This is a genomic window from Pseudomonas sp. BC42, from assembly GCF_021560055.1.
Taxonomy (GTDB): Bacteria; Pseudomonadota; Gammaproteobacteria; order Pseudomonadales; family Pseudomonadaceae; genus Aquipseudomonas.
Map to the genome: position 1 here is coordinate 5,950,123 of NZ_CP091067.1, position 24,541 is coordinate 5,974,663.

At 62.7% G+C, this 24,541-nt stretch carries 22 protein-coding genes; 14 read left to right on the plus strand and 8 right to left on the minus strand.

All coding sequences use genetic code 11. The features are described from left to right. Positions 1-48 precede the first annotated feature (48 nt). Positions 49-981 (plus strand): class I SAM-dependent methyltransferase, encoded by a 933-nt coding sequence (locus tag L1O02_RS26920; RefSeq protein WP_235759018.1) that lies wholly within the window; start codon positions 49-51, stop codon positions 979-981. Here the strand turns inward: L1O02_RS26920 and L1O02_RS26925 are convergent. Together L1O02_RS26925 and L1O02_RS26930 are read right to left on the minus strand one after the other, a co-directional pair. After that, a complete protein-coding gene (locus L1O02_RS26925) occupies positions 911-2,215 on the minus strand; it encodes a sugar transferase (protein WP_235759020.1) in 1,305 nt (434 codons plus the stop codon). The two genes, L1O02_RS26920 and L1O02_RS26925, sit on opposite strands and share 71 nt — an antisense overlap. Beyond that, complete coding sequence (locus L1O02_RS26930; protein WP_348636641.1) at positions 2,212-3,372, minus strand: nucleotidyltransferase family protein; 1,161 nt, start codon at positions 3,370-3,372, stop codon at positions 2,212-2,214. Before L1O02_RS26930 ends, L1O02_RS26925 begins: the two co-directional genes overlap by 4 nt. Positions 3,373-3,476: 104 nt before the next feature. Between L1O02_RS26930 and L1O02_RS26935 the strand changes: the two genes are divergently transcribed. From L1O02_RS26935 to wecB, 4 genes are all read left to right on the plus strand, one after another. Beyond that, on the plus strand, positions 3,477-4,772 hold the full coding sequence (locus tag L1O02_RS26935) for a hypothetical protein (RefSeq protein ID WP_235759022.1): 1,296 nt from the start codon (positions 3,477-3,479) through the stop codon (positions 4,770-4,772). Beyond that, positions 4,769-6,520 (plus strand): glycosyltransferase, encoded by a 1,752-nt coding sequence (locus tag L1O02_RS26940; RefSeq protein WP_235759024.1) that lies wholly within the window; start codon positions 4,769-4,771, stop codon positions 6,518-6,520. The genes L1O02_RS26935 and L1O02_RS26940 overlap by 4 nt, the downstream gene beginning before the upstream one ends. A gap of 92 nt (positions 6,521-6,612) precedes the next feature. Then, positions 6,613-8,301, plus strand: a complete 1,689-nt coding sequence (locus L1O02_RS26945; RefSeq protein ID WP_235759026.1) for an ABC transporter ATP-binding protein — start codon at positions 6,613-6,615, stop codon at positions 8,299-8,301. Continuing rightward, positions 8,292-9,386 carry a UDP-N-acetylglucosamine 2-epimerase (non-hydrolyzing) gene (gene wecB / locus L1O02_RS26950; RefSeq protein ID WP_060842438.1) on the plus strand — a complete coding sequence of 365 codons (1,095 nt, stop codon included), beginning with the start codon at positions 8,292-8,294 and terminating at the stop codon, positions 9,384-9,386. Before L1O02_RS26945 ends, wecB begins: the two co-directional genes overlap by 10 nt. Positions 9,387-9,438: 52 nt before the next feature. Here wecB and L1O02_RS26955 read toward each other — a convergent pair whose 3' ends face one another. Then, entirely contained in the window at positions 9,439-10,155 is a 717-nt protein-coding gene (locus L1O02_RS26955; RefSeq protein ID WP_159426268.1) for a class I SAM-dependent methyltransferase, read from the minus strand. A gap of 81 nt (positions 10,156-10,236) precedes the next feature. Between L1O02_RS26955 and L1O02_RS26960 the strand changes: the two genes are divergently transcribed. From L1O02_RS26960 to L1O02_RS26970, 3 genes are all read left to right on the plus strand, one after another. Continuing rightward, positions 10,237-10,986, plus strand: coding sequence for a hypothetical protein (locus L1O02_RS26960; protein ID WP_060837454.1), 750 nt, complete (start codon positions 10,237-10,239; stop codon positions 10,984-10,986). 68 nt (positions 10,987-11,054) lie between these two features. Continuing rightward, positions 11,055-11,213 carry a hypothetical protein gene (locus L1O02_RS26965; RefSeq protein WP_159426267.1) on the plus strand — a complete coding sequence of 53 codons (159 nt, stop codon included), beginning with the start codon at positions 11,055-11,057 and terminating at the stop codon, positions 11,211-11,213. 37 nt (positions 11,214-11,250) lie between these two features. After that, positions 11,251-13,176 carry an asparagine synthase-related protein gene (locus L1O02_RS26970; RefSeq protein WP_082729165.1) on the plus strand — a complete coding sequence of 642 codons (1,926 nt, stop codon included), beginning with the start codon at positions 11,251-11,253 and terminating at the stop codon, positions 13,174-13,176. A gap of 31 nt (positions 13,177-13,207) precedes the next feature. Here L1O02_RS26970 and L1O02_RS26975 read toward each other — a convergent pair whose 3' ends face one another. From L1O02_RS26975 to L1O02_RS26990, 4 genes are all read right to left on the minus strand, one after another. Further along, positions 13,208-14,047 carry a sulfotransferase domain-containing protein gene (locus tag L1O02_RS26975; protein WP_060842435.1) on the minus strand — a complete coding sequence of 280 codons (840 nt, stop codon included), beginning with the start codon at positions 14,045-14,047 and terminating at the stop codon, positions 13,208-13,210. Then, positions 14,044-15,000, minus strand: a complete 957-nt coding sequence (locus tag L1O02_RS26980) for a hypothetical protein (protein WP_129405362.1) — start codon at positions 14,998-15,000, stop codon at positions 14,044-14,046. The genes L1O02_RS26975 and L1O02_RS26980 overlap by 4 nt, the downstream gene beginning before the upstream one ends. Before the next feature lie 420 nt (positions 15,001-15,420). Next, positions 15,421-15,705, minus strand: coding sequence for a PqqD family protein (locus L1O02_RS26985; protein ID WP_060837450.1), 285 nt, complete (start codon positions 15,703-15,705; stop codon positions 15,421-15,423). A 390-nt stretch (positions 15,706-16,095) separates the two neighbouring features. After that, positions 16,096-16,971 carry a LysR family transcriptional regulator gene (locus tag L1O02_RS26990; protein WP_235759028.1) on the minus strand — a complete coding sequence of 292 codons (876 nt, stop codon included), beginning with the start codon at positions 16,969-16,971 and terminating at the stop codon, positions 16,096-16,098. 151 nt (positions 16,972-17,122) lie between these two features. Between L1O02_RS26990 and L1O02_RS26995 the strand changes: the two genes are divergently transcribed. The 6 genes from L1O02_RS26995 to L1O02_RS27020 all read left to right on the plus strand — a co-directional run bounded on the left by L1O02_RS26995 (position 17,123) and on the right by L1O02_RS27020 (position 24,037). Next, positions 17,123-18,574, plus strand: a complete 1,452-nt coding sequence (locus tag L1O02_RS26995) for an aldehyde dehydrogenase family protein (RefSeq protein WP_108544141.1) — start codon at positions 17,123-17,125, stop codon at positions 18,572-18,574. Next, on the plus strand, positions 18,571-19,620 hold the full coding sequence (locus L1O02_RS27000) for a membrane dipeptidase (RefSeq protein WP_108544139.1): 1,050 nt from the start codon (positions 18,571-18,573) through the stop codon (positions 19,618-19,620). The genes L1O02_RS26995 and L1O02_RS27000 overlap by 4 nt, the downstream gene beginning before the upstream one ends. Before the next feature lie 122 nt (positions 19,621-19,742). Then, a complete protein-coding gene (locus L1O02_RS27005; protein WP_108544137.1) occupies positions 19,743-21,302 on the plus strand; it encodes a BCCT family transporter in 1,560 nt (519 codons plus the stop codon). Continuing rightward, entirely contained in the window at positions 21,303-22,997 is a 1,695-nt protein-coding gene (locus L1O02_RS27010; RefSeq protein ID WP_108544135.1) for a hypothetical protein, read from the plus strand. Continuing rightward, on the plus strand, positions 22,978-23,631 hold the full coding sequence (locus L1O02_RS27015; protein WP_108544133.1) for a DUF3726 domain-containing protein: 654 nt from the start codon (positions 22,978-22,980) through the stop codon (positions 23,629-23,631). The genes L1O02_RS27010 and L1O02_RS27015 overlap by 20 nt, the downstream gene beginning before the upstream one ends. Before the next feature lie 46 nt (positions 23,632-23,677). After that, positions 23,678-24,037, plus strand: a complete 360-nt coding sequence (locus L1O02_RS27020; RefSeq protein ID WP_108544131.1) for a RidA family protein — start codon at positions 23,678-23,680, stop codon at positions 24,035-24,037. 16 nt (positions 24,038-24,053) lie between these two features. Here the strand turns inward: L1O02_RS27020 and L1O02_RS27025 are convergent, their stop codons facing one another. Further along, positions 24,054-24,518: a GNAT family N-acetyltransferase gene (locus tag L1O02_RS27025; RefSeq protein WP_108544129.1), complete on the minus strand. Its 465-nt coding sequence runs from the start codon at positions 24,516-24,518 to the stop codon at positions 24,054-24,056. Positions 24,519-24,541 lie beyond the last annotated feature (23 nt).

Consider the following 24,541-nt stretch of genomic DNA (forward strand, 5'->3'; position numbering starts at 1 on the left):
GCTGCCTCTTTTACGGACTCCTTCGATTCAATGCGGGAACAGGCATAGATGGCATTTTCTCTGCTCAATCAGCTTCGCCAGATCAATCGACATCTGGTCGAGCTTCCCTGCCCTGGCTGCGGGCAAAACGATCCACAGCTTATCTGGCGATATGACCGTTATTTTCTGCGAGTCAATCTGTCGACCTGCCGTCATTGCAGCCTGGTTTATCTGGCGCGTGGCCTGAAGGGCGACACCCAGGCACGCTTCTACAGCCAGCTATACCCCCGCCTCATGCGACAACCACCAGCCAGCAAAGCGATGTGGAACTATCGGCTGCTCGCAGGCTATCGCTTTAGCGAGATCAGCGCCGTTGTAGGTCAATGCCAATCGGTGCTGGATATCGGTGCCGGCCTGGGGTTTTTCCTGGATGCCTGTCGCGCCCAAAACTATGAACACTATATGGGCCTGGAGCCAGGCGGCCCTCAGCGCGATCATGCGGTACAGGTGCTGGGCTTGGGCGAACACGTTCGCCCTGAAGAGCTCGACGAACACACGCAACTGCCTTTCGCACCTCGGCTGGTGACATTGTTCCATGTCTTGGAGCATCTTCAGGAGCCGGGCAAAGCACTGGCTCGGATAGCCAAGCTGATGGATCCGCAGGGCTGGCTGGTGATCGAGGTCCCGGATATCGAGGCTGACTGGCCCGAGCTTGGCCTGTTGCAGGTGCATGTTTCGCACCGCAGCTATTTCTCGGCGCAAACCCTTGAGGCATTGTTGAGCGCCAATGGGTTTCATGCCCAGCACTGGCGCCGGGAAGCCCACGGAATCTACGAAGGCAATCTGCGCGTGTATGCGCGGCTCAACGCACCGGCGACACCTACCGTCGCGCCACCACCACCGCAGGCGAACGACATCCGAGCTCACATCCTCAAACAGATTCGGCCTCTGAGTCTGCGTAACGGCTATCCGCGGATGGCGTGGCGGCTTGCTCGTCTCTAGAGGGGGCCGAGACCGCTACACGCTCAGGCTCACAGCGCCCATGGCCGCTGCGCAACAGCGCCATCGGTGTGGCCAGCAGAATAAACAGGTCCAGCCACAGCGACTGGCGCGCAATGTATTCGAGGTCATCGCGCACCCGTGAGGCCATATCGGATACGGCGCGGGTTTCCCCACGCCGACCACGGATCTGGGCAAGCCCGGTGATACCGGGCCTGGCGGCTTGCCGCGCGGTGTAACCACAGACCTTGGCGCCATAATGCAGGTCATGAGCGACCGCATGGGGCCGTGGGCCGACCAGGGACATATCACCGCGCAACACGTTGATCAGCTGTGGTAGCTCATCAATGCCCCAGTAACGCATCCACTTGCCGAGCGGCGTGACACGCGGGTCATCGAGGCGCGCCTGGGGCGCCAGCAGGTCACTACCAGCGGCCACCCGCATGCTGCGAAACTTCAGCACGGTAATGATCGAGCCCTGCAAACCCAGGCGCTGCTGACGAAACAGCGCCGGCCCGCCGTCCTGCAGGCGAACGATCAGTCCGATAACCACCAGCAGCGGCGCACAGCCGCAGAGCAGTACGGCCGCGACGAGTAGATCGAACAAGCGCTTGGCCGCCGCAGCTCCTGGCGAAAAAGCATGCACATCCTGTATGGGCAGCGTGGGGCACCCGCCTTCCAGATGCTGGGGCGGCGTTGCGTGCAGGCAGGTATCGAAAATCACCACCTGTTCTGACAGCTGCCGGCTTGGCTGCTGCGTCAGCAGGCCCAGGGCCTCTTCATGCGACAAGCGAACGGCGGACTGCCCAAGCTGTTCCGTGAACTGACTGACATGTGGGCAAGCGCCCGCCAGCACGACCCTCGGCACGCCGGGACGCCAGGCTGCAACCCGATCATTGCCCACCTCGAGCAGGGCAAGCGTGACACTGGCCAACAGCAGCCAGCCCAGCGACCACGACACCGATAACGAATAGCCGAACAGCCCCGCCAGACAGGCCAGCACGCCCAATCCCAGAAGCAGTTGCCCGATCCCCGTAGCCAGGCGTTCGGCCAGGCGATAGCGGGGACGTATCAGTGCCCAGTCCAGCCCCATGAACTGCAGCGCGGCTGCCAATGCCAGGCCCCAGGTGCCAGGCCAGGGAACCCCGGACTCGACGACCCAACCTGCCGACAAGGCACTGGCGGCAACGCCCAGGCCACGAGCCAATAAACGAGAGAGCGGAATGGCAAGAGTCAAACTTCGTGCCCCCGCTGGCGCAGCGCCAGCCGCAAAAGGCGCACGAACGGATAGAGAAAGCTCAGCCCGCGCGGCAGTGCCAGCCACTGGAGGTCCTTTGCCGTGGGGCTCAGCCAGCCCACCAGCGCCTGCCAACGGGCCGCCAGCGTGTCCTGCAAGGCAATGTCCAGGCTCACGCGTTTGAACAGACCTTGGCCCATCGCCACCTGGTCATCGCTCATAGACCTGCGCAGCGCATCCAGTGCCAGCTCGACCATCTCCCGACTTGCCCGGCAAGGTCGGCGCACCTGCTGCAGAGGCGCCGGAACCTGCAGGCCGAACAGCAGGGTCAGCAGGCTGAGGCAGGTATCCAGCATCGCGCAGGTGCCGCTGCGCTTTACCTGGCTGGCGAGCAGCTCAAGGTCCAGGTCGGGGCACTGCAACAGCGCGTGTATATCCATCAGCCAGATCAAGCGGCGGAAGCAGTGCTGGTTGGCGTGGGCAATCAAATACGGCAGCGCATAGGCCGGCGCCAGGCAGGTCACCTCGGTACCTTGCAGGTCGAGCACCTGGGTCATTCGCTGCGGGGCGTGGAGCAAATGCTGGTGACGCAGAAGGCGGCGGTGCAGCTCGATCCGCGGCAGCTGCCCGTGAGCGAGCACCAGTTCATGGGTGGCATCGGGCAGGGGCCACTGTTGGCCAGGAGCCACGTGATAGCCCATGTCCTGCAATACGGCCAGGGCCTCGGGCCACTGTTCCGTCGGCAGCAGTACATCCAGGTCCACACCACCCCGTGCGCCGAGATTGCCGTAGGCCTGCACGGCCAGCGCCGGCCCTTTGAGCGCCAACGGCTGCAGACCTCGCGCGGCAAATCCCGTGACCAGGCGCTTGAGCCCGGCCCCCAGTGCCAGGGCCCGAATGGCAATGCGCTGGCGTTCGGCATTCAGCGCTGCCAAGCAAACGGGGGCCTGGCTTTTTACCCTGTCGGGCTGCATCAGGCCCGCCACCCCATGGTGGCGGATGAACTGGCAAAGGGCGGGCACGGCGGGAGCGCTGAACGGCTGCTCAAAACCCATCAACCACAAGGTTGCCTGCAGCAGTTCGACATGATCTCCATGGAGGTCATCGGCGTTCTGCCCGGGAGCGCTGGCGGTACATTGAGAATGGGATATGGCCATAACGGGGCGTGCATCCTGTGCACTAGACAAGCGGCTGATGGTAGTTGGCAACTCAACTGCCTAGCTGTAGCGTGGCTGGCATAAGAGAAATCGGATCTTACCCCATGAAGTCATCCGCCTGGCTACGAGAATCTTTCTCGGAGCACGTCGAATACATACGCCAGCAGTTCGGCCCGGATGCGGCAGATGTTCGCCATGAGCTGTTCTATCTGCACGCAGGAAGAAGCCAGGTCGCGGCCGGAGTCCGCGCCCTGGGGGCCCTGTTGCGTGATTCCTGGCTATTGCTCAGGCACAAGAACCCTGGCCTCAACGAAGGGCACAAGCAAGCCATCCTGTTGACCACCCTGGCTGGCGTGAGTGGCTGGAGCACCCTGGAGCGGGCACTGCCCGCCCTGGCAGCGGCGGGCTATGCGCCGCTGGTGCTGTTGCACCCGCGCCTGGCCATCGATGACATCTCCCCAGGTCTGACCTGCATCCGCCCCGCGCGACCAGGCCTGCAGGCGTGGCGCTCGGCCTTGCACGTGTTCATCGCCACGCTGAGGCAACAGCAGCCGCTGCTGCTCGCCAGTTGCCTGGCCCGCCGCGCGCTCTGGACCGCCAGCCTGCGGCGGACCCTGATAGGCAGCCGAGGCGTCGTGCTGTTGCACAACGATTTCGATCTGATGAGCCGCGCCGCGATTGGCCAGGGGCTGCCCAGCATCTGCGTGCAACACGGCATTGCCACGGATGAGTTCTTCCCGACCCGGGCCGACTGCTACTTGGTATGGGGAAACGCCAGCCGTCAGGTGTTCGAGGCCAATGGCACCCCGAGCACGCAACTGGTAGAGGACGCATTGGGCCGGGGTCAGCAGCCGGAGCAGGCTGCGCGTGCCCCTGAGGGCATTGCCCTGCTCTCGCAGACCCATGCCCGGATACTGGGCGAGGGCATTGGCGAAACCCTGGCGACCTTTGCCCACGCGCTGCTGCAAATCGCCCCGGATACCCGCATTCTGCTGCACCCTCAGGAAGACCAGCCCTACAGCGGTGCGGCCGCATGCGCCACTCGCCGTCCACCGCACCCGGAGCTGCAACCCCGGGCCGCCATACCGCAGCTGGTGGTGGGCTACTGCTCCACCGCCATGCTGGAGGCAGCGCTGGCCGGGCATTGGGTGGTGGCGTTGCAGTTGGCCTTGCCTGGAAACCGGGCGGTACGCCAGGCAATGGCGGCGCCTTTACAGGCCGCGACAGCCAAGCAAGTGGCCGGCCTCTATCAGCGTCTGCGCGATGACCCGGCCTTTCGCCAGGCCACCGGACAGGCCCAGGCCCAATGGTTGCGCAGCCACTTTGCCAGGCAAACCAGCGGGCTCGCCGGCTTGCTGCAACAGCTCCAGCAGCCGGCAACGCTGGAGTCCGTGGCATGAAGATACGGGTACTGCATATCAGCAAGGAGTTCGACCCCCTGTCCAGTGGCGTGGCCCGTCATATCCAGGGGTTGGCCACGGCCATACAGGCCGATGACAGCACCCGCATCACCATCCTTGCCCCGCAGGTCAATGTGGCCGGCGACGGGCTCGACGTACGCCAGGGGGGGCATCGAAGCCTCTGGTCCGCCCTGGCCGAGCATGACCTCGTGCATGTGCATGGCGCCCGGACCCCAATTGCCGCATTCGCCGCACTGCTGGCCGTCGTCCGTGGCCGGCCCCTGGTGTACACCCCGCACTGTTACTACGACACGGGCTCCAGGTGGCGACAACTGCTCAAGCGCCTGTGGGACTGCACCGTCGAGCGCCTGATGGTGCGCGCCGCCAGCGCCGTGGTGCTGCTGCACAAGGGCTGGGAGGGCGACCTTGACCGGCGCGGCTTGCAGCCCACGCGGACCCTGATCATTCCCAACTGTATTGATGATCACCGTCAACCTGCCGTCGCCAGTCCGGTGCCGCTGGAGGGGGCGCCCGCCTTGCTGTCCATCGGGCGTCTAGATCCGGTCAAACGCCTCGACGATGTGATTGCTGCGCTGAAGACGCCCCCCCTGGCCCAGGCCATTCTGCACATCGTCGGTCAGGGCAGTGACCGCCCACGCCTGGAAGCCCTGACGGCACAGTGGGGTCTGTCCTCGCGGGTGCGCTTTCATGGCTGGCAGGACGATGCCGTTACCCAACAGATGATGGCCGGCTGCAAGACAATGGTGCTGGCTTCCGAACGCGAAGGCATGCCGACGGTCATCCTCGAGGCGTTGCTGGCCGGTGTGCCTATCGTCTGCTCGGATATCGAGGGGTGCCGCGCCATCACCGACGCCGTTGGCTGGAACGGCGTGTTCGCCCTGGGCGACATCCCGGCCCTGGGCGCGCGTGCCGCACAATGCGCACAAAGCCAAGTACCGGCCAGTGTGGTAGAGGCCGTTCGCCAAGGCTTCACCTGGCAGCGCAAAGCCGCCGAGCTGGTGACCTTCTACCAGCAGGCCATGCAGCGATCGCGGCCTACCGGTTGGATGAAAAGGCTGGCGCGCTATTTGACCAACTACGACAACCCGCGCGCGCTCGCTACGCGGCTGCGCAGCCGGCGTATCGGGCCACTGCGGGACATGATCGAGCAGGCATACGCCCGGCATGGCCATGTCAATTTGCTGGATGTGGGAGGGACACAAAAATACTGGAAAATTTTGCCGGCGACCTACCTGGCCTCACGCCGTGTATCCATCACGCTGCTCAACACTCAGCCCGTACATCAGCCCCCCCTGTCCCCCTTCAGTGCACTGTGCGCTGATGGCTGTGACCTGAGCCAGTTCGAGAACGGTGCCTTCCATATCGTGCATTCCAACTCCGTGATCGAGCATGTGGGCAGTCCGGAGCGTGTCGAACGTTTTGCCCGGGAGCTTGTGCGCGTCGCCGAACGCTACTTTATCCAGACACCGGATTTCTGGTTTCCACTCGAACCGCACTGCATGACGCCTTTTTTTCACTGGCTGCCGCGTCGCCTCAGGGTCGGACTGGTACGCCAAGTGGCACTGGGGCACTGGCAACGCGCCGCGAACCACGAACAGGCCGAGTTTCTCGTCGATAGCGTCCGCCTGCTGACCCGTCGGCAGATGCAGGTTTTGTTTCCCACTGCCCGTATCATCCGCGAACGAATCCTGGGCTTGCCCAAATCCTTGATCGCCGTAGGCCCATGAAACTTGTGAAACCCTTTGCACTGTTCGACCTTCCACCGCGGGCACTGGCCTTCGTCAGACGCTGTGGCGCCAGCACGTCCAGCATTGTGTCGATGCTGGCGCTGCTGCTGGGCAAGGCCGCCATCGATACGCTCTGTGCGCTGCTGGTGGCGATCCTGTTGGGCTCGCTGCTACCGACGGTGCGTACCTCCTCCGGTTGGTATGCGCAGCTCGAAATGCAGTGGTCAGCGTTCGCCGGTAGCGGCGTATCCGCGCTGCCCCTGCTGGTGGTGGCCCTGGTGCTGGGCAAGGGCGTGCTGGCGCCGCTGCTGTCTGCCGCGCGCAGCCGGCTGATCGACGCCTGGACACTGATGATCTCGTTGAGCATTTTCCAGCACGAACTGGACCGCCCCGTTGCCCAGCTCTCAAACACAACCGCGCAGGGCAGCAATGTGGTTGTCAACTACATGGCGCCCAGAATCGTCATAGGCACCCTCCTGCCCAGCCTGGAGCTGCTCACCGAAGTATTGGTGGTCGCTCTGCTGCTCTGTGTATTGCTGGCTCTGGAGCCCCTGGCGACGGCGATGCTGCTCGGTGCGTTGCTGCTGGCCGCCGGCGCTGGCGGCGCCTTGTCTGTGGTGCTCAACGACATCAGGGAAACGCGCAGGGGCGAAAGCCAGGTGCTGATGCAGCGCTGGGTCACCGACAGCATTGCCTGCCTGCGCGAGATACACCTGTATGGCCGCGTGCAGGCGGTACTGGAGCGCTATTACCCAGTGGCCAAACGCTTCGCCAGAGCCACGGCCCGGGAACGCACGCTGATGGAGGTCCAGTCCCCCGTCATGGAGCTGTTTTTCCTGATGATGCTGGTGCTGTGCGTACTGGTAGCCAGCAAGGGAAGCGGGCAAACGGACCTGCATGCAATGGCCTTGTTTTCAGCCGTGGGCTTGCGTTTGCTGCCAGGTTTTCGGCGGGTGCTGTTCAGCCTGCAGACGCTGCGCTTGTCCCGCCCGTATTTTGAGGAGTTGACCTCGCCCGACTCGCCCTCCCGAACAGCCCCAGAGGCCGTCCAGCAGCACATGGCACCTGCTCGCGCCCCGCTCCAGCCAGTGCTGCTGTGCGAGGCACTGGAGTACCGGTACCCCCAGGCCAGCCAGGCAGTGATCCACAACCTGAACCTGAGCATCGGCCAAGGGGAGTGGCTGGGTCTGGTCGGCGAGTCGGGCGTGGGCAAATCGACATTGGTGGATGTTCTGATTGGTGAGCTGCAGCCAAACCAGGGCACGCTGCAATGGCTCGACCTGCCAGCGGAGCACCGGGCCATCGGTTACGCCTCCTCCGGCACCACGCTGATTCCAGGCACGCTGCGCGACAACGTGGCCTTTCTGGGTTCCGGTGCAGAGCAGACGCTCAACGACGCACTGGCCATCACCGGTGTCGACGCTCTGCTGAACCGCCTTCCCCAAGGCCTGGACACTCCGGTGGAGGCCTTCGAGCAACAGCTATCGAGCGGCGAGCGGCAACGCATCGGGCTTGCTCGCGCGGTTGCCCACGCCCAGGTGCTGCTGGTTCTGGACGAAGCCACGGCAGCCCTGGACCAACTGAGCGAGAGCCGCTTTCTGCAAGCCCTGCGCGCCGCAAGGCCCGAGCTTGCCGTGGTGCTGATCACCCATCGCCTCACCGCTTTGCGCCATACCGACCGTAACATGCTGATGGTCGACGGCGCGCTCAAGGACTTCATTTGTCCGCCCGAGCCGGAACCGACTATCGATTTTGCAGGGCGTTCCCACTCATGCATCTAGCCTTTGTACTGGGCACGCGCCCCGAAATCATCAAGCTTTCCTCGCTGATTAGTGCCTGCATTCGGCAAGGTATCCGCTATACGTTGATCCACACCAACCAGCACTACGCCGCGGCCATGGACAAGCTGTTCTTCGACGAACTCGAGCTGCCTCTCGCGCATTTCAATCTAGGGGTGGGGTCTGATGTCGCGGGCTCGCAAGTGGCGCGCATGGTCATGGGAATCGAACCGGTACTGCAGGCCGTTAGGCCGGACTATGTGATTGTCCAGGGCGACACCAACAGCTCGTTGGCCGGAGGGCTCGCTGCGCGCCAGGCTGATATCCCGATTGCCCATGTCGAGGCTGGTTTACGCAGTTTCGACAAATCTATGCCGGAAGAAACCAATCGAATCCAGCTGGACCACATGTCCGACTTCTGGTTCTGCCCCTCGGCATTGCAGGTCGAGCTACTGGCCAATGAGGGCATCCACGGCGCCAATGTGCATATCACGGGCAACACCGGCATCGATGCCACCCTGCGCTATGTGCACAGCTCCCGGGCACGCTCGGGAATCCTGGAAAGGCTGGGGGTGCAAGCCGAAGGCTACCTGCTGCTGACCTGTCACCGGCCTTCCAACACCGACGACATCGCGCATTTCGCCAGACTGATCGAAGCCGTTCAGCGCTTGGCTGAAGCGCGCAACAGGCCAGTGATTTTCCCCGTCCACCCACGGCTGGGCCGGGAGCACTGGAAAATCATCGACAGCTCGTCGCCTATAAAGACCACAGATCCCCTTGGCTATATCGACATGCTGGCCTTGCTACAAGGCGCCGATCTGGTACTGACCGACAGTGGCGGCCTGCAGGAGGAAGCCTGCGTGCTGCAGCGCCGCTGCCTGGTGCTGCGAGCCAATACCGAGCGCCCGGAAAGCCTGGACAGCGGGGGCTCCAGGCTGGCGCCCGTGGTGACGCAAAACAGTTTGATCGATGCTGCAGATGAACTGCGTCATTCAAGCGTTACCTGGAGCAATCCATTTGGCGACGGTCAGGCCTGGCAACGGATTTTGCAGGTGTTGCGAGATGACTTCGGCACACGCCGGGCATAACGCCAGTAAAGGCCCGCAGCGATCCCCGCGGGTCCAGACTGCAGATTAAGCGCTAGCGCGTCATGTTCGATGAGGCAAGGGGCGCTGGTCGCTTGCGGTAGATGCCGTCGTCCCCCGGTACGCCGGGCAGCAAGCGGTCGTCCCGTCCATAGATCGGCGAAGCCTGCGCCGCCTCGCCGTGCAGGCACTCGAACAGACCCGCCGCGCCCGTGTCGCCGAGACGGAAGTTGGCATGGCGGATCACCAGCAAACCACCCGGCTTGAGCACCCTGGCCAGGTCGCCAAGCACGCGATCAAAGTCGGCGAAGCGAATCCAGGCAGAACAGTCAGTGGGGCTCTCGCCCAAGGCGCCGTGGCGGAAGACGGCCATCGCCATCACCAGGTCATAGCTGGCGGTCATTTCCAGCGCAACGTCACCCGCACATACGAAGCTCAGGCGGGGCTCTCGCCCCTCACGCTGCCATCGCGCCCGGCACCGGCCAATACGGCCCGCATCGATATCCACGCCACGGATATGGGCCTGTCGAAAATAGCGGGCCAGGCTGAACACTTCCTCGCCGGTAGAGCAGCCGAACGATAGGAGGCGCGTTTGCGGAGTGTCTGCCAGTACCTGGCGAATTGACTGGAACAACTCGGGGTAGCGATCTTCTCGCGTCGTGCCGTATGGCTGAAACAAGCCTTGTGGACGCCGTCGCATCAGGAGTGCAGAACTCCGTCGTTCACCGCCGCGCAAAACCTGCACCAAGAAACGCACCCATTCGTGAAACAACCAAAGACTCCTCATTTCGCTTTACCGTAATCTCCACGACAAGGAAACTGTCCACCAACAAACGATGCGGAGCGGGTTACCTTGACCACCACCAGCACGGACTTTCTGAACCTCAAATTGGGTAAGTCCACTATTGGGCAAAATCTCCTGATCGCACGCGAAAGAGGCGATGTAGTTCTGCATGAAGATGACACCTGGGAACTGTCGCGTCCTGTCCAATTGAATGAAACCTGGGTAGTTGGTCCCATCCGCACACCATTCCCCTGCGGGAAGCTCTTGGGCTTCCTGTTCCGTCAGGCCTACGGTCGAGCGGCCGTCCCGGTAGGCTGCCGCCACTGCTTCAAGGTCCAGATACGCCCAGCCAACTTGGAACAGCTGATTGCGACCCAGAAGATCGCGCATGACCTACCCTATGCCTACAAGGCCGGCGCCAGCCTGAATGCACGCTACCAGGCCGGTCCCTACCGAGTCCTGTTCCATCTGGATGGACTGCAGAATGCCCGCGAAGCTTACCAGCAGGTACTTGAAAAAGTACTCGATACACCTGAGCTTGGCGCCAGTGTCTCGGTCAGCATAAAGCGTGGCTGCTCCGAATATGAGGTCCATTGCGGCCCTTCAAGCGAATTCACCTTCAGCGATGATCTCGCCGCCGCCGAGTTGGAGTTGCTGAAGCGACTGCGTCAGCCTGCTCCGCCAAAGCCGAAGCAGCACACGCTGACGATGATGAACTGGATGCAGGTTGCCTATCAGTTGGGTGACGAAAGCTACAAGAAATTCACCCAGGGCAGACCTTTGTACCCTGAGCCTGTCTGTTACTCGGCAAAACCTTAGCCAATCCCCAATTGCCAAAATGCGAGCAGTTGATATAGCTTGATCACCGGACTTACAGGAGCAAGAAGATGGCCGAACAAGACACTAATGAATCCAACGAAACCGAGTCCCAACGTAAAGCCTGGGAGAAGCCAGAAATCGTTGAAGTCTCCATATCGGATGTGACCACCTCTATTTTCGCCACAAGCGGCAATGACGGTACGGTTGGCTTTTCGAACGTCTCCTGACCGGCATGCTCCGTCACTGTAAATCCCTGGCTCATCGATGAGCGCATTTGCCGGTCTGCTTTCCGCTCAGGCCATCCCTGCGGAACTACCTGAACATTTTGCAGCAGCACTGGATGCGCCAGGGCTCGAGCAATCCCGGCACTGGTCTCACCCGGGCCTTCACTTTACCCATCGTCTACGTATAACAGCCCCGGAGGATCATCAGGATCATCAGCCCGCACTTCGGCATGATGTCCCTCTGGTGTTGGTATTTGACGGTTACCTGATTAATCGCATCGAGCTGATAGACGCTCTGGCGCTACCCAGGGAAGCACATGGCTGGGCCGACAGCGCCATTGCCTTTGAAGCAATGGCGCGCTGGGGAGCGCGCGGTCCCGAGCGCATGCTCGGAGATTTTGCGCTAGTGGTGTGGAATGTTGCTGATCGTAGTCTACTGCTCGCACGTGACGCAGTTGGTCAGCGCCCCTTGTACTATCACCAGAAGGACGGGCTCTTTGCTTTCGCCACAAACCCGGCAGCCCTACTGGCAGTTCCCGGCATCGATCGCGAGCTAGACGAAGAGCACTTCGTCGCCCTGCTCTCGGACTTGCCCGTGGCCGACAACGGCACACCTTACAAGCATCTGCGCCTTCTACCTGCAGGCTCGGTGGCAATACTGCGCTCGGGCCAACTCAAGCAACATTTCTACTGGACGCCTGAGCAACGAACCGAGCTCCGCTTGCCCAGAGAAGAGGAATACGTCGAGGCAGCACGCGAATTGTTCGAGCGTGCAGTCAAAGACTGCCTGAGGATCGAAGGCCCGGCATTTTCCTCGCTCACAGGAGGATTGGACTCCTCCGCCGTGTCGGTGACGGCCGTGAAACACCTGCCAGGCAACTCATTGACCACCATCACCTGCCTGCCCGCCGCCAACACCGAGCTGCTGGATTCAAATCAGCACTACATGAGTGAGCGACGTTATGTAGAGAGCATCTGCGAACAGACACCCGGATTGCAGCCTCTGTTTTTCAATGGGCCAGTGCAGCATCGATGGGATACCGACTGGCTACAGATGTTCCAGCTGACAGGCGTCCCTTGGCGAAATGTGATGAACCTGGCCTGGATGGGCTCCGCCCGGGATCACATAAGGCGGCAAGGTGGGCGTGTACTGCTGACCGGAGCGCTCGGCAATGTGACTTTGTCTTGGGATGGACAGGGCACCCTTACTGGCTTGATGAGGGATGGCCGCTGGCTGAAGGCCTTTCAGGAATCACTCGCCCAGGCCCGCACGAGCGGACAAAACGCGGCCATTGCGCGCCAGATATGGCGCTCCACCCTGGCCCCGTTTGCTCCAGAGATCATTCAGCAATCAATAGCAAAACTGCAAGCCAGGTCAAGCGCTTCCGAGTGGGGGCATCTCTATCCAATTGACCCGATGATAAAGGCGCGCATTCGAACCGAAGAGGGGGCCAAGCGGCGCAAGCAAATGGCTTCTATGGCTAGCTGGCAGCTACGCCAGGCGTGGTTCCGGGAGCGCCAGTCAGCGCTACAGGCAACGGGACTTGTACGTGCCCTGCATGGCTTCGAGGTTCGCGATCCGATGGCTGATCGGCGCTTGCTGGAATTCTGCTTTTCACTTCCCGACAGCCTCTACCTGCAAGGTGGCGTAACTCGTCTACTCGCCCGTCGAGTCACAGCGGATCGCCTGCCTGGCGAGGTGGTCAACAACCGCAAACGCGGCATGCAATGTCCTGAATACCTTCATCGAATGAGTATGGTGCGCCCTTTCCTCGGCGAACGACTCGAAGAGCTGGAGGCTTCCCCGCTGGCCCAACGCCTGCTGGACCTTAAACGAATGAAGGCCCTCCTTTCGAACTGGCCGAACCGACCAGCGAGTCCTGAGCATCTGATCGTTCTACACCGAGGTCTTCACTTTGGCGCATTCCTGCGTTGGATCGAAACTGGCCGCCAGTTCCAGGGTTGACCTTCATCGACTCAAGCGCCCAGGCCCTTGCCTAACAATAAGCAAGGCGCGCTCTGACCGACTCGGTGGCCTCTTCAATACGGCGTAGCTGCGCATCGTTCAATCGCTCACGCCACCCTCCAGCACGCCCCTCTCGGAAGAAGCGAGAGGCGCGTTGCGGCCGCTCACTGAAGCCATGGCTGGCCTCCGCAGCCTGCAGCCGGTCGAAGCGAGTGGCATCCAAGGCTTGCTCCAGGCGCTCGTCATCTAACGGCCAACCACAATATTTGATGACACAGGCAAAGCTTTCCCAGGGCTTCTCCAACATGTCTTCATAGCGAATGAGCAAAGGACTCCAAGGCGCGGGCAGATCGATCCAGCTCAGTACATGCTGACTCCAACTCCCCAGTCGTTGCGGCAGCTGATCCATGAGTCCGAGCTTTTGGTCACACAGGATAGCTGTCTCGTCCAGGAGAAGGTCGATCGCCCTATCCACACTGAAACCGATGTGCCCGGCCAGCGACAACACCACATCTCGAGGATCACGCACGATATAGACCGCTCCCAGGGTATTGGTGGCCGGGAACAGTGGCTCCCCCCCAGGGGTCAATTGCCAGGCGTCATGCACCTTGTTGAACAAAGGTTCGCGGGCCTCTGTCACCTGCAGCTCATACATGCGCGGACGCAATCTCAACAACTCATCAGGCAACAAGTCAGACGAGGCGACGCCCAGAAGCTCGTCGAAGCGGCGACGACTGCTGGCGATAGGAGCGAAGTTCTGCTTCTGCGAGAAGTCTGGCTTCGATCCGCCGAGGCGATAACTGTTGAGGACCAAGCGCAGCCAAGTGTTGCCAGACTTGGGGTAGGACGCCAGCCAGTAAAAGCCACTCATGCCTGATGGGCCGTCCCGGCGTGAAACGCGACGATGCGCTGGACAAGTTCATCCAAATGTTCAAAGCCAGAAAGCTGTCGAACCAGAACATGTCGCGCAACGCCAGCCGCCAATCGCATTGCCAGTGAGAAGTGGGCGCCCTTACCAGAGGCAACCGTCATGAGAATCCGCTCCTGATACAGGGCCTTGGAGAACCGAACCGAAGCGGGTAAACCGCCGACCTCTTCCAGACCTGCATGCCTGGCATCTTCGACTCGCTCAAGGTGGTACAACGCTGCCAGCTTCAGAGGAGCGCCTACGGCGAAGTGCTCGGCCCCTAAGCCAACGGAGAATTTGTCCATATCCTGGCGCACACGCTCTGCGTCACCCATGCCATGGCCAAACTGGCTCATTGCATCCCGCCAGAGCTTGACCCTGGGGAAGGTGGGCAACGCAACGGCACCTCGCTCCTGGTCGAGGCTGACCACCGTGACATCGTCTGCCAGAATCGGGTAACCCCGCCGCATGAAGGCAGATGCCAGGGTCGATTTACCTGTTCCCGAAGGCGCCGTGAAGGCAACTGCAATATCCCCCTGGGGAGAAGGCAGTTTCACGCAACAGGCATGCAAAGGTAAGACGGTACGGCGCTGGCAAACAATTGCAAACACGGTACCGAACAAAAATGTCCTTACTGCAGGGAGATCCGCAGACAGGCTGGGCTGTACCCGAATCGTACGGCCATCGTGTGCTATTCGGTAAGTCGCAACTGACTCGATAGTGAAGCGACAGGTTCCATCAGTGCTCATTTGCAGAACCGGACCTTCGTATTGAGGGTCCAGCAGTCGCGCCTCAACTGCTCCAAGTTCGATATTCAGGTCTATCGGAGCCTGTAGGTCCCCTGTCCAGGGCAGTAGCTCCGGCAACGGCAAATCACTGCGCACACGCCAGCCGCAAAGAGAGTAATCGTCATACATGGTGTGACACCTAGTCTTGCCGCCGCAAAGCGCGAACGTTGCCAATATTCTCCGCCCCGCAAACGATCCCACCGTCTTGCCCCGGTAACACCAGCCATGCATGTGCGCCTATAGATTCACCTTCTCTGCGTACACCCAGGCATAGTACGGAACGCTTCCCCCGCAGGCGCAACATGCAGGCCGCCACCAACGCTTGGCGCAGACAAAGAGGTTTCCAGGGAAGGCGCCTGGCCGCGACGGCTACCGCATCTCCCACTGCACGAGCCATGGGTGACAAGGCGGGATTCAAATCAGACGATGCCGGCTCAATGCGGGCCCCACTCAAACTCAGCAAAAGGCGCCACGAAAACAGTCGGCAGAAGATAGGCGTGAGCGAAAAAAAGAGGGCGGCTTCAATGACACGAAGACGGTGAGCGCTGATCAAGCCTGGACCTCAATGAGCTCACGACTCACCAACTTGCTCAGCAACTCCATGACATCCTGGCGAATCACCTGGATGTCTGCGTCATACTCGGCTACCAGTGCCTCACACAAGGTATCTACACGCACAGGCGATGCGAGTCGCTCCCAAATATCGCTGGCCACGGAGTTAAGGCCGAAGTAATGCCACTGGGACACGCTCATTAGCACCAGTTCTCCACCGATTTCGGCTGCCAGCACGCTGGCATTCCTGATGACAGTCGCCTCTCCCGTGATATCGCTCATTCTTGGCTCCGTCGCCCCAGTCAAACGCAGCTCATAATGCCGAGCCTTCCATGTATCTACAAGCCCGCAGACTGGCCGAGCCAGGGCCTGTCAACGCTGGCCAGAGTACGTTTCAAGATCAGCGGACAAGAGCGGTATGCCGCGGTGTCGATCTTGCCCATAAACAGAGGGAACAAATTCCGGGATTAGGTGCTATCCAGGGGCATACATCCACATGCATGCAAGCCCAAATTGCCAAGGCAGATGGCCCAGCGATAAGCACTCCCCCGGTATCAGGTGCACTCAGTAAAGATGGCCCGGGCTGGGGTGAATGCCCTGCCCGACGGCTGTCCCAAGGGTCATCGCTTACGTAGCAGGCCTCGCGGCAGCACAACCTGTCGCACTCCCCCCTCAAGCAAACCGACTGCCCCTAAGCGCCTTCAAAAAGGTATAGGACGCATGGTTCAACGTCTCGCGCGGAGCGGTGATCACGCTCACCGAGCGCACGATGCGCTGGTCTTCCAGGCGCAGGAAATTCAACTGGTCCCCCGCCGCCGAACGGCTGAGCAATTCCGGTAGCAAGGTCACGCCCATGCCCTGGGCCACCAATGCCAGCAATGAGGTGGTGTTTCTCACGCTGAGGGTCGAGTGGTCGCGGATGTGCCGGAACTCGGCGGCATTGATCTCGGCACCCAGGCCGCTGTTGATGAAGGTCTGCCCTTCCAGGTCGCTCCAGCGTACCGGGCGCGTGAGGCGGTTGAGGGGGTTGTCGCTGGCGCAGACCACGCAGAAGGCGTCGGAGAACAGGAAGTCCTGGTCGATGTTGGGGATGCTCGCCGGTACGGTGCCGATGCCGATGTCCACTTCGCCGCTGAGCACCGCTTGCACCACTCGCTCGGAATCCATGTCGCGGATATCCAGGTGGAACTGCGGGTGCTGTTCATGGAACTGCTTGAGCAACGGCGGCAGCAGGGTGATGGCGAAGGACGGCACCGCCGCTACGCGCACCAGGCCGGTGTCGGCCTTGGCGTAGGTCTTGATGGTGCTGATGGTGCGGTCGAAATGTGCCAGTTCGCGCTGGGCTTCCAGCAGCACGAAACGCCCCAGGGGGCTGAGCTGGTTCTTGCGTTCGCCTTCGAACAAGGCGCCGCCCAGTTCCTCTTCCAGTTGTTTGAGCGAGAGCGACACCGCCGCCGGTGTGCGGTGCAGGCGCTGGGCGGCCTGGGTCAGGCTCTGGCTGGTGGCCACCGCGACGAAAAACTGCAAATTGGAGATCTTGATGCTCATGGCGGCGCGTCCTGCAGGCAAAGGCAAGTCTTAAATATTACTTAAACAACCTTAAAATTTATTAGATTTACTTAAAACAAGGCCGACTCATAATCCTCCCAGAACCGCACAAAGGCAACGCCCTGCCTGGCGTGCCGCCCTGGAGGATTTCATGAGCGACAACCATCACAATTACATCGCCGGCCAATGGCTCAAGGGCGCCAGCGAGATCGAAAACCGCAACCCGTCCGACACCCGCGACCTGATCGGCCTTTACGCCCAGGCCTCCCGGACGCAGTTGGACAGTGCCATTGCCGCCGCCAGCGAGGCCCAGCAAATCTGGGCCCGCAGCGGCATCGAGCAACGCTACAAGGTGCTGATGGCCATCGGTCAGGAGCTGATGCAGCGCTCTGCGGAAATCGGCAAGACCCTGTCCCGGGAAGAAGGCAAGCCCATGGCCGAAGGCGCCGGCGAGGTGTACCGCGCCGGGCAGTTCTTCACCTACTACGCTGCGGAAACCCTGCGCCAGTTGGGCCAGACCGCCGACTCGGTGCGCGACGGCATCGAGATCGATATCCGCCGTGAACCCATCGGCGTGGTGGCGATCATTTCGCCATGGAATTTCCCCATGGCCACCGCCTGCTGGAAGATCGCCCCGGCCCTGGCCTTCGGCAACGCCGTGGTGTGGAAGCCCGCCAACCTGACCCCGGCCAGCGCGGTGATTCTCAGCGAAATCATCGCCCGCCAGGACTTGCCCAAGGGCCTGTTCAACCTGGTGATGGGCACAGGTTCCGAGATCGGCCAGGCGCTGATCGAGCACCCGGGCATCAGCGCCATTTCCTTCACCGGCTCGGTGGACGTGGGCAAGGGCATCGCCGCCTCGGCCGCCGCCAACCTGACCAAGGTGCAGCTGGAAATGGGCTCGAAAAACGCCCTGGCGGTGATGGACGACGCCGACCTCGACCTGGCGGTGAGCTGCGCGGTGAATGGCGCCTTTGGCGGCACCGGGCAGAAGTGCACCGCTTCCTCGCGGCTGATCGTGCATGAAGGCATTCATGATGCCTTCGTGGAAAAACTGCTGGCGGCGACCCAGGCGCTGAAGGTCGGTCACGCCCTGGAAGCCGGCACCCAGATCGGCCCGGTGGCCAGCGCCGCACAGTTGGAAGCCAACCTGGCGAACCTGCAACTGGGCCAGCAGGAAGGCGCCGAACTGCTCACCGGCGGCCAGCGCCTGGAGCTGGAAACCCCCGGCTACTACCAGGCACCGGCGCTGTTGATTGGCGGCAGCAATGCCATGCGCATCAACCGCGAAGAGCTGTTCGCGCCCATCGCCTGCGTGATCAAGGCCGGCAGCTATGAAGAGGCCCTGAGCCTGGTCAACGACACCCGCTTCGGCCTCACCGCCGGCATCATGACCCGCTCTCTGGCCCGCGCCAGTCACTTCCGCCGCCAGGCCCGGGTCGGCTGCGTGATGGTCAACCTGCCCACCGCCGGCACCGACTACCACGTGCCTTTCGGCGGGCGTGGCGACTCCAGCTACGGCCCCCGCGAGCAGGGGCGCTCGGCGGTGGAGTTCTACACGCATGTGAAGACCGGCTACATCGCCGCAGGGGCACCACTATGAGCCTGCCCCAGACCTTCGCCAGCCGCGGCCCGCGCATCGATGCCATGCAGTACGACAACTGGTCGGAAAAGATCTTCCAGCAGATGCGCGAAGGCGGCGTCGATGCGGTGCACGTAACCATCGCCTACCACGAGACCTTCCGTGAAATGGTGGCCAATATCGAAGCCTGGAACCGCAGGTTCCAGCGCTACTCGCACTTGATCCTCCATGGCAAGTGGGCCAGCGACATCGCCCTGGCGCGGCAGACCGGGCGCACGGCGATCTTCTTCGGCTTCCAGAACCCCTCGCCCATCGAGGACGACATCGGCCTGGTGGAAGTGGTGCACAGCCTCGGCGCGCGCTTCATGCAACTGACCTACAACAACCAGTCGCTGCTGGCCACCGGTTGCTACGAGCAGGAAGACCCGGGGCTGACCCGCATGGGCAAGCAGGTGGTCAGGGAGATGAACCGGGTCGGCCTGGTGGTGGACATGTCCCACTCCGCCGAGCGCTCGACCCTGGAAGCCATCGAGCATTCCGAGCGCCCGATTGCCATCACCCACGCCAACCCGGCGTTCTGGCACGCGGCCTTGCGCAACAAGTCCGATACCGTGCTCAAGGCCCTTGGCCAGAGCGGCGGCATGTTCGGTTTCTCGCTGTATCCGCACCACCTCAAGGACAAGAGCGCCTGCAGCGTGCAGAGCTTCTGCGAAATGATCGCGCGTACCGCCGACCTGATGGGCGTCGGGCACCTGGGCCTGGGTTCCGACCTGTGCCAGGACCAGCCCAACAGCGTGGTGGACTGGATGCGCGCCGGCCGCTGGACCCTGAATGTCGACTACGGCGAAGGCTCCAAGGCCCAGCCGGGGTTCCCCGATCAGCCGAGCTGGTTCCGTGATAACCGCGACTTCCACAACATCGAGTCGGGCCTGCACAGCGTGGGTTTCAGCGCCCAGGAAGTCGCCGCGATCATGGGGGGCAACTGGCTGCGTTTCTTCGAGAACAGCTTCATTCCGGCCAAGGCCCAGGCAGGTGCCGCCGTCCACCCTGACCAGATCGCGGTCTGAGGCCCCCGACTGTTTCCTGATTGTCCTGACGTCCGGCCTGAACAAGGTCATCGCCACGCACTAACAACAATAAATGCGCCCATAACAATTATTAGCGATCGACAACGCAACACGGAGGCACCATGGAAATTCCAAGCGAAATAAAAGCGGGGATCGACACTCGCTCGCTGCGCAGCCGCGCCGATGGAACCCTCGACTGGTCGATTTTCTGGATCAGCGGAGGCTTCTTCCTGCTGTTCCTGGTCATTGCCCTGATAGACCTGAACACTCTGTCCAGCCTGATTGGCAGCGCCTTCACCTGGAGCACCCGCTACTTCGGGCTCTACTGGCAAGTGCTGATGCTGGCCACCTTTGGTGCCAGCCTGTACATCGGCTACACGCGCCTGGGCCGGGTCCGCCTGGGTGGCGTCGGACACACGCCGAGCATCAGCACCTTCAATTGGGTGTCGATGATCATGTGCGCCCTGCTGGCCGGGGGCGGCGCCTTCTGGGCCGCGGCCGAACCGATGATGCACTTCATCAACCCGCCACCGTATTTTGCCGCCGTGGCCAAGACCGACGGCGCCGCCGTCGCCGCACTGTCCCAATCGTTCCTGCATTGGGGCTTCATGGCCTGGGCGGTGCTCGGCAGCCTGCTGACCGTGGTCTACATGTACCTGCACCACGAAAAGAACCTGCCGCTGATGCCGCGCACCCTGCTCTACCCGCTGCTGGGCGAACGTGCCCTCAAGGGCCCGATCGCGGTGTTCGCCGACGCCTCGGCAATCATCGCGGTGGTGGCCGGCACCATCGGCCCGGTGGGTTTTCTCGGCCTGCAGATCGCCTTCGTCCTGCACTCGGTGTGGGGCGTGCCCAACACCATCATGGTCCAGGCCATGGTGATTCTCTCGGTAACGGTGATCTACACCCTGTCCTGCGTGGTGGGCCTGGGCGGCCTGCGCCTGGTGAGCAAGGTCCATGTGTGGCTGATGCTGGGCCTGGCGGCGTTCCTGTTCATCTTCGGCCCGACCCTGTTCCTCAGCGAGACCTTCGCTCAGAGCCTGGCGGTGCACGTCACCGGTTTCTTCCAGACCGCCCTGTACCGCGACGACACCTCCTGGCTCAACAGCTGGACCCTGTTCTACTGGGGCTGGTTCATCGGCTACGCGCCGATGATGGGCATCTACGTGGCCAAGGTGTCCCGCGGGCGCAGCATCCGTGAAGTGATCACCCTGATGTCGGTGGCCGCACCGCTGATCACCATGCTCTGGTTCACCCTGGTGGGCGGCACCGGAATGGGTGTTGAATTGCAGACAGCGGGCAAGGTCATCAGTCACGGCGTGCAACCCGAAGCGCTGCTGCTGGGCGTAGCCCAGTCGATGCCCCTACCGAACCTGATTTCCGCGCTGTTCCTGTTCCTGAGTTTCTTTTCGGTGGTCACCAGCGCCGGCTCCATGTCCTACACCGTGGCCATGGCCATCAGCAGCGACCACGACGAATCACCAGCCTGGCTGCGAGTGTTCTGGGGCGTCGGCATGGGCTTGGTGGGGGCCACCCTGATCACCCTCGGCGAGGGCGGCATCAGTGCCCTGCAATCCTTTATCGTGATCACCGCGGTGCCGGTGTCATTGCTGATTCTGCCGGCGGTGTGGGACGCGATCCGCATCGCCCGGCAGATGGCCCGTGATCAGGGGGTGCTCTGAATGAACCTGCGACCACCCGCCACCGTCATGAAAGCGGCGCGCCTGGGGGCCTTTCACCAGTCCCGGCTGTCGTTCATGCGTCAGTTGCTGCGCCGGCTCAAGGCCGAAAACTGGCAGTTCCAGCGTCCACTGTGGACCCTCGACAGCCAGGGCGTGGGCCGCGCGGTGTACACCGCCAGCGGTCCCGAACGCAGCTACAGCCTGGTGGCCTTTGCCCATGACCTGGACCCGGCGCTGCGCTCGGACCGGGTCATCGCCACCGCCTGGGACGCCACCTTCGCCCTGTTCGACGGCATCCCCGATGCCGCCGACCTGGACCGCCTGGAAGCCAATGTGCCCAAGCAAGAGGCCGGGCGCATTTCCTCCCGCGAGCTGTGCATGGCCCGGGCCAACCGCTCGGTGCGGCTGTTCGAGCATGTGGTCGAGGCCCTGGCCGCCGGCCGCCAGCCACAGCGCGAGTTCATCGACGAGGTCGGTTACCTGATGCGCACCACTGCGGTCTACGGCAGTGGCAAGTTCGGTGCGGCCGACCGTGAAAGCATCGCCCAGCGGCCGGAGCTGGCGGCGCCATTCCAGGCGGAGATGCTCACGGTGTTCCTGATCCGCGCCTTCACCCTGGACCTGGTGGAACACCTGGCCCAGGCTCGGGCGCCCCGACAAGCGGTGACCCTGGAGCCGCCACTGCGCCGGCGCCTGGGCATCGGCAACTCCACGGGCCTGGGCATGGCGCCGTTCCTGCTGAACCATCCGGTGCTCTTGAACAACTGGGTGCAGGCACGGGAAACCGCCCTGCAACGGGTACGCGCCGTGCGCCAGCCATCAGTTGCGGAGCGCCAGCAGTTCGCCGAATTCCTCGCCCGGGCCCAGGCCGGCATCGGCCACTGGCACTCCGAGCACGAACTGCAACACGGCCGCATCCTGCAACTGCAAAGCGACCTGCAGCGCCTGGAACACCGTCTCGCCAGCGGCATCCTGGAGCAGGATTCCCCCTGGGACGAACTCTATCGCTGGGCCGAAGGCGCGCTGTCGCTGGAGGCCCAGGAATGCCTGGTGTCGCTGCTGCTGGAGCCCTACGGGCACCTGGTGGACGAGCTGAGCGCCGGCATGCAGGCCGATGAGCAGGCCTGCTTCAGCGTCGACGGCAGCATGAGCATCGGCCGACTGCGGCAGATACTCGATGAGCATTATTCCTGGGTCGCGGCCATCGATTTTTCCAGCGAAGCCAGCCGCGCGCTGTTCTGGTACGTCTCCGAGGAAAAGCTCGAACCGCGGATCGGCCAGCGCTTTGCCGAGCCCGGGCAAGACCTGGAACAGCCCCTGGCAGTGGCCCGGGACATCGCCCAGTTGCAGACCGCCCTGCCGGGCTGGAGCGACTCGCAATGCGTCGCCAGCTTCCTGCTGCGACACCCGGAACACCGCCACAGCTTGCGCCGGGTGCAACTAGCGCCAGCGTTCCCCTACGCCGACATCCAGGACAACCTGATCGACCAGGCGCTTCTGCCCATCGACCTGCTGCGCTGCAAGCTGTCGTTCTTCGGCGCCACCCACTTCGACCCGCGCTCGGATCGCTGGGTACGCATCACGCTGTACAAGAACGCGCCCTTTCCCCATGAGCTGGGGCAGGTGGCCGCGGATGACTGGTCCTACCCCAACCTCGACAGCCAGGAGCAACGCCGTGCATGCCTCGTTGAATGAAATCGAAAGCCTGTGCAAGAAAGCCGCCCGTGGTGCAGGGCTGTCCTGGGGCCTGGCCGAGGAAGCCGGCAAGGCCGCGCGCTGGCTCTCGGCCCACGGCCTCGACGGGCCTGGGGTACTGGCCCAGCAACTGCAAGAAAATGACGGCTGCGCCTACGCGCAACTGGCCCCGGATGTCAGCGCCGAGCCCTGGCAGGGGCCAGGGCATGCACTGTGCCCACTGATCGCCGGGGCGACCCTGAGCGATCACGCCCATCTGCTGCGCCACAACGGTGACATCGAGCTGCGGCATGTGGCGCACCCGCAGTTACTGCTGCCCTTTGCCAGCAGCATCGCGCGTCAGTTGGGCATGTGGCTGGAGCTGTCCTGGGAGGCTTGCCGCCTGAGGTTTGCCCCCACCGGCGAGGCCTGGCTGATACAGGCGCAGAGCCTGGGCGCCGCCAGCACCGCCCAGGTGCGCTGCGCCAGCGTGCCTCCCGCCGAGCCTCTCGGCAAAGCGCTGGTGGGAAAGATCCCGGAGCTAGGCGACAGCCCTCAGCACGACCTCGACCACCTCGCCGCCCGCACCTACGTACCCGCCTCCGAAGCCTCGCGCCTGCTGGGCGCCGGTGCCGGCCTGAGCGACAACAATTGATCACTACCCCCCTTGAACCCTCAACCCTGACTCCCCGGACCTCGACATGACCTCATCCATCCAGCGAATCGGCACCACTGCGCGCTTCAGCCAAATCGTCATTCACCATCAGACCGTCTACCTGGCAGGCCAGGTCTCACAACTGATCGAAGGGGACATCCGCGCCCAGACGCAGGACGTGCTGCAACAGATTGAAGACCTGCTGGCCAAGGCCGGCACCGACAAGGGGCACATGCTCAGCGCACAGATCTGGCTCAAGGACATGGCCGACTACTCGGCCATGAACCTGCTCTGGGACGCCTGGCTGGAGGGCGTCCAGGCGCCGGTGCGAGTCTGTGTCCAGGCACCGATGGCCAAACCACACTACCGCATCGAAGTACTGGTGATTGCGGCGCAAAAGGCCTGAATCAGGCCGGACCTGGTCAGCTCGCTGTGGCGACCAGGCCCCGCTCCATGATCAGCGTCAACTCCTCGCCCTCGTAATGCTCGCGGACCCGAACGAACCCCAGGCGCGCATAAAAGCCTTCGGCGGTGACCGATGAGGGCACCACCAGCGAGGTCAAACCCGAGTCCAGCGCCGCCTGCTCGACCGCGGCCATCAGTTGCCGGCCCAGGCCATGGCCGTGGTACGCCGGATCGACAAACACCGAGCGCACCGCGCGCCCGTCGAGGCTGGCGGTGCCCAGCAGTTTCCCGTCCACCAGGGCGACGAACATTTGCCGACGCCGCATCAGTTGCAGGACGGCGTCCGGGGTAAAGCTGTCTTGCACCCGCTCGATCACATGGGCGGGATAGTCCTGGGCATTGCTGGTGAGCAGGGCCGCCAGGATCACTTGGCTGACCCTCGCGGCATCGGCCTCTAGGGCCGGACGAACTTGGCATTCCATGACCACTCCCTGGTTTCAACGCG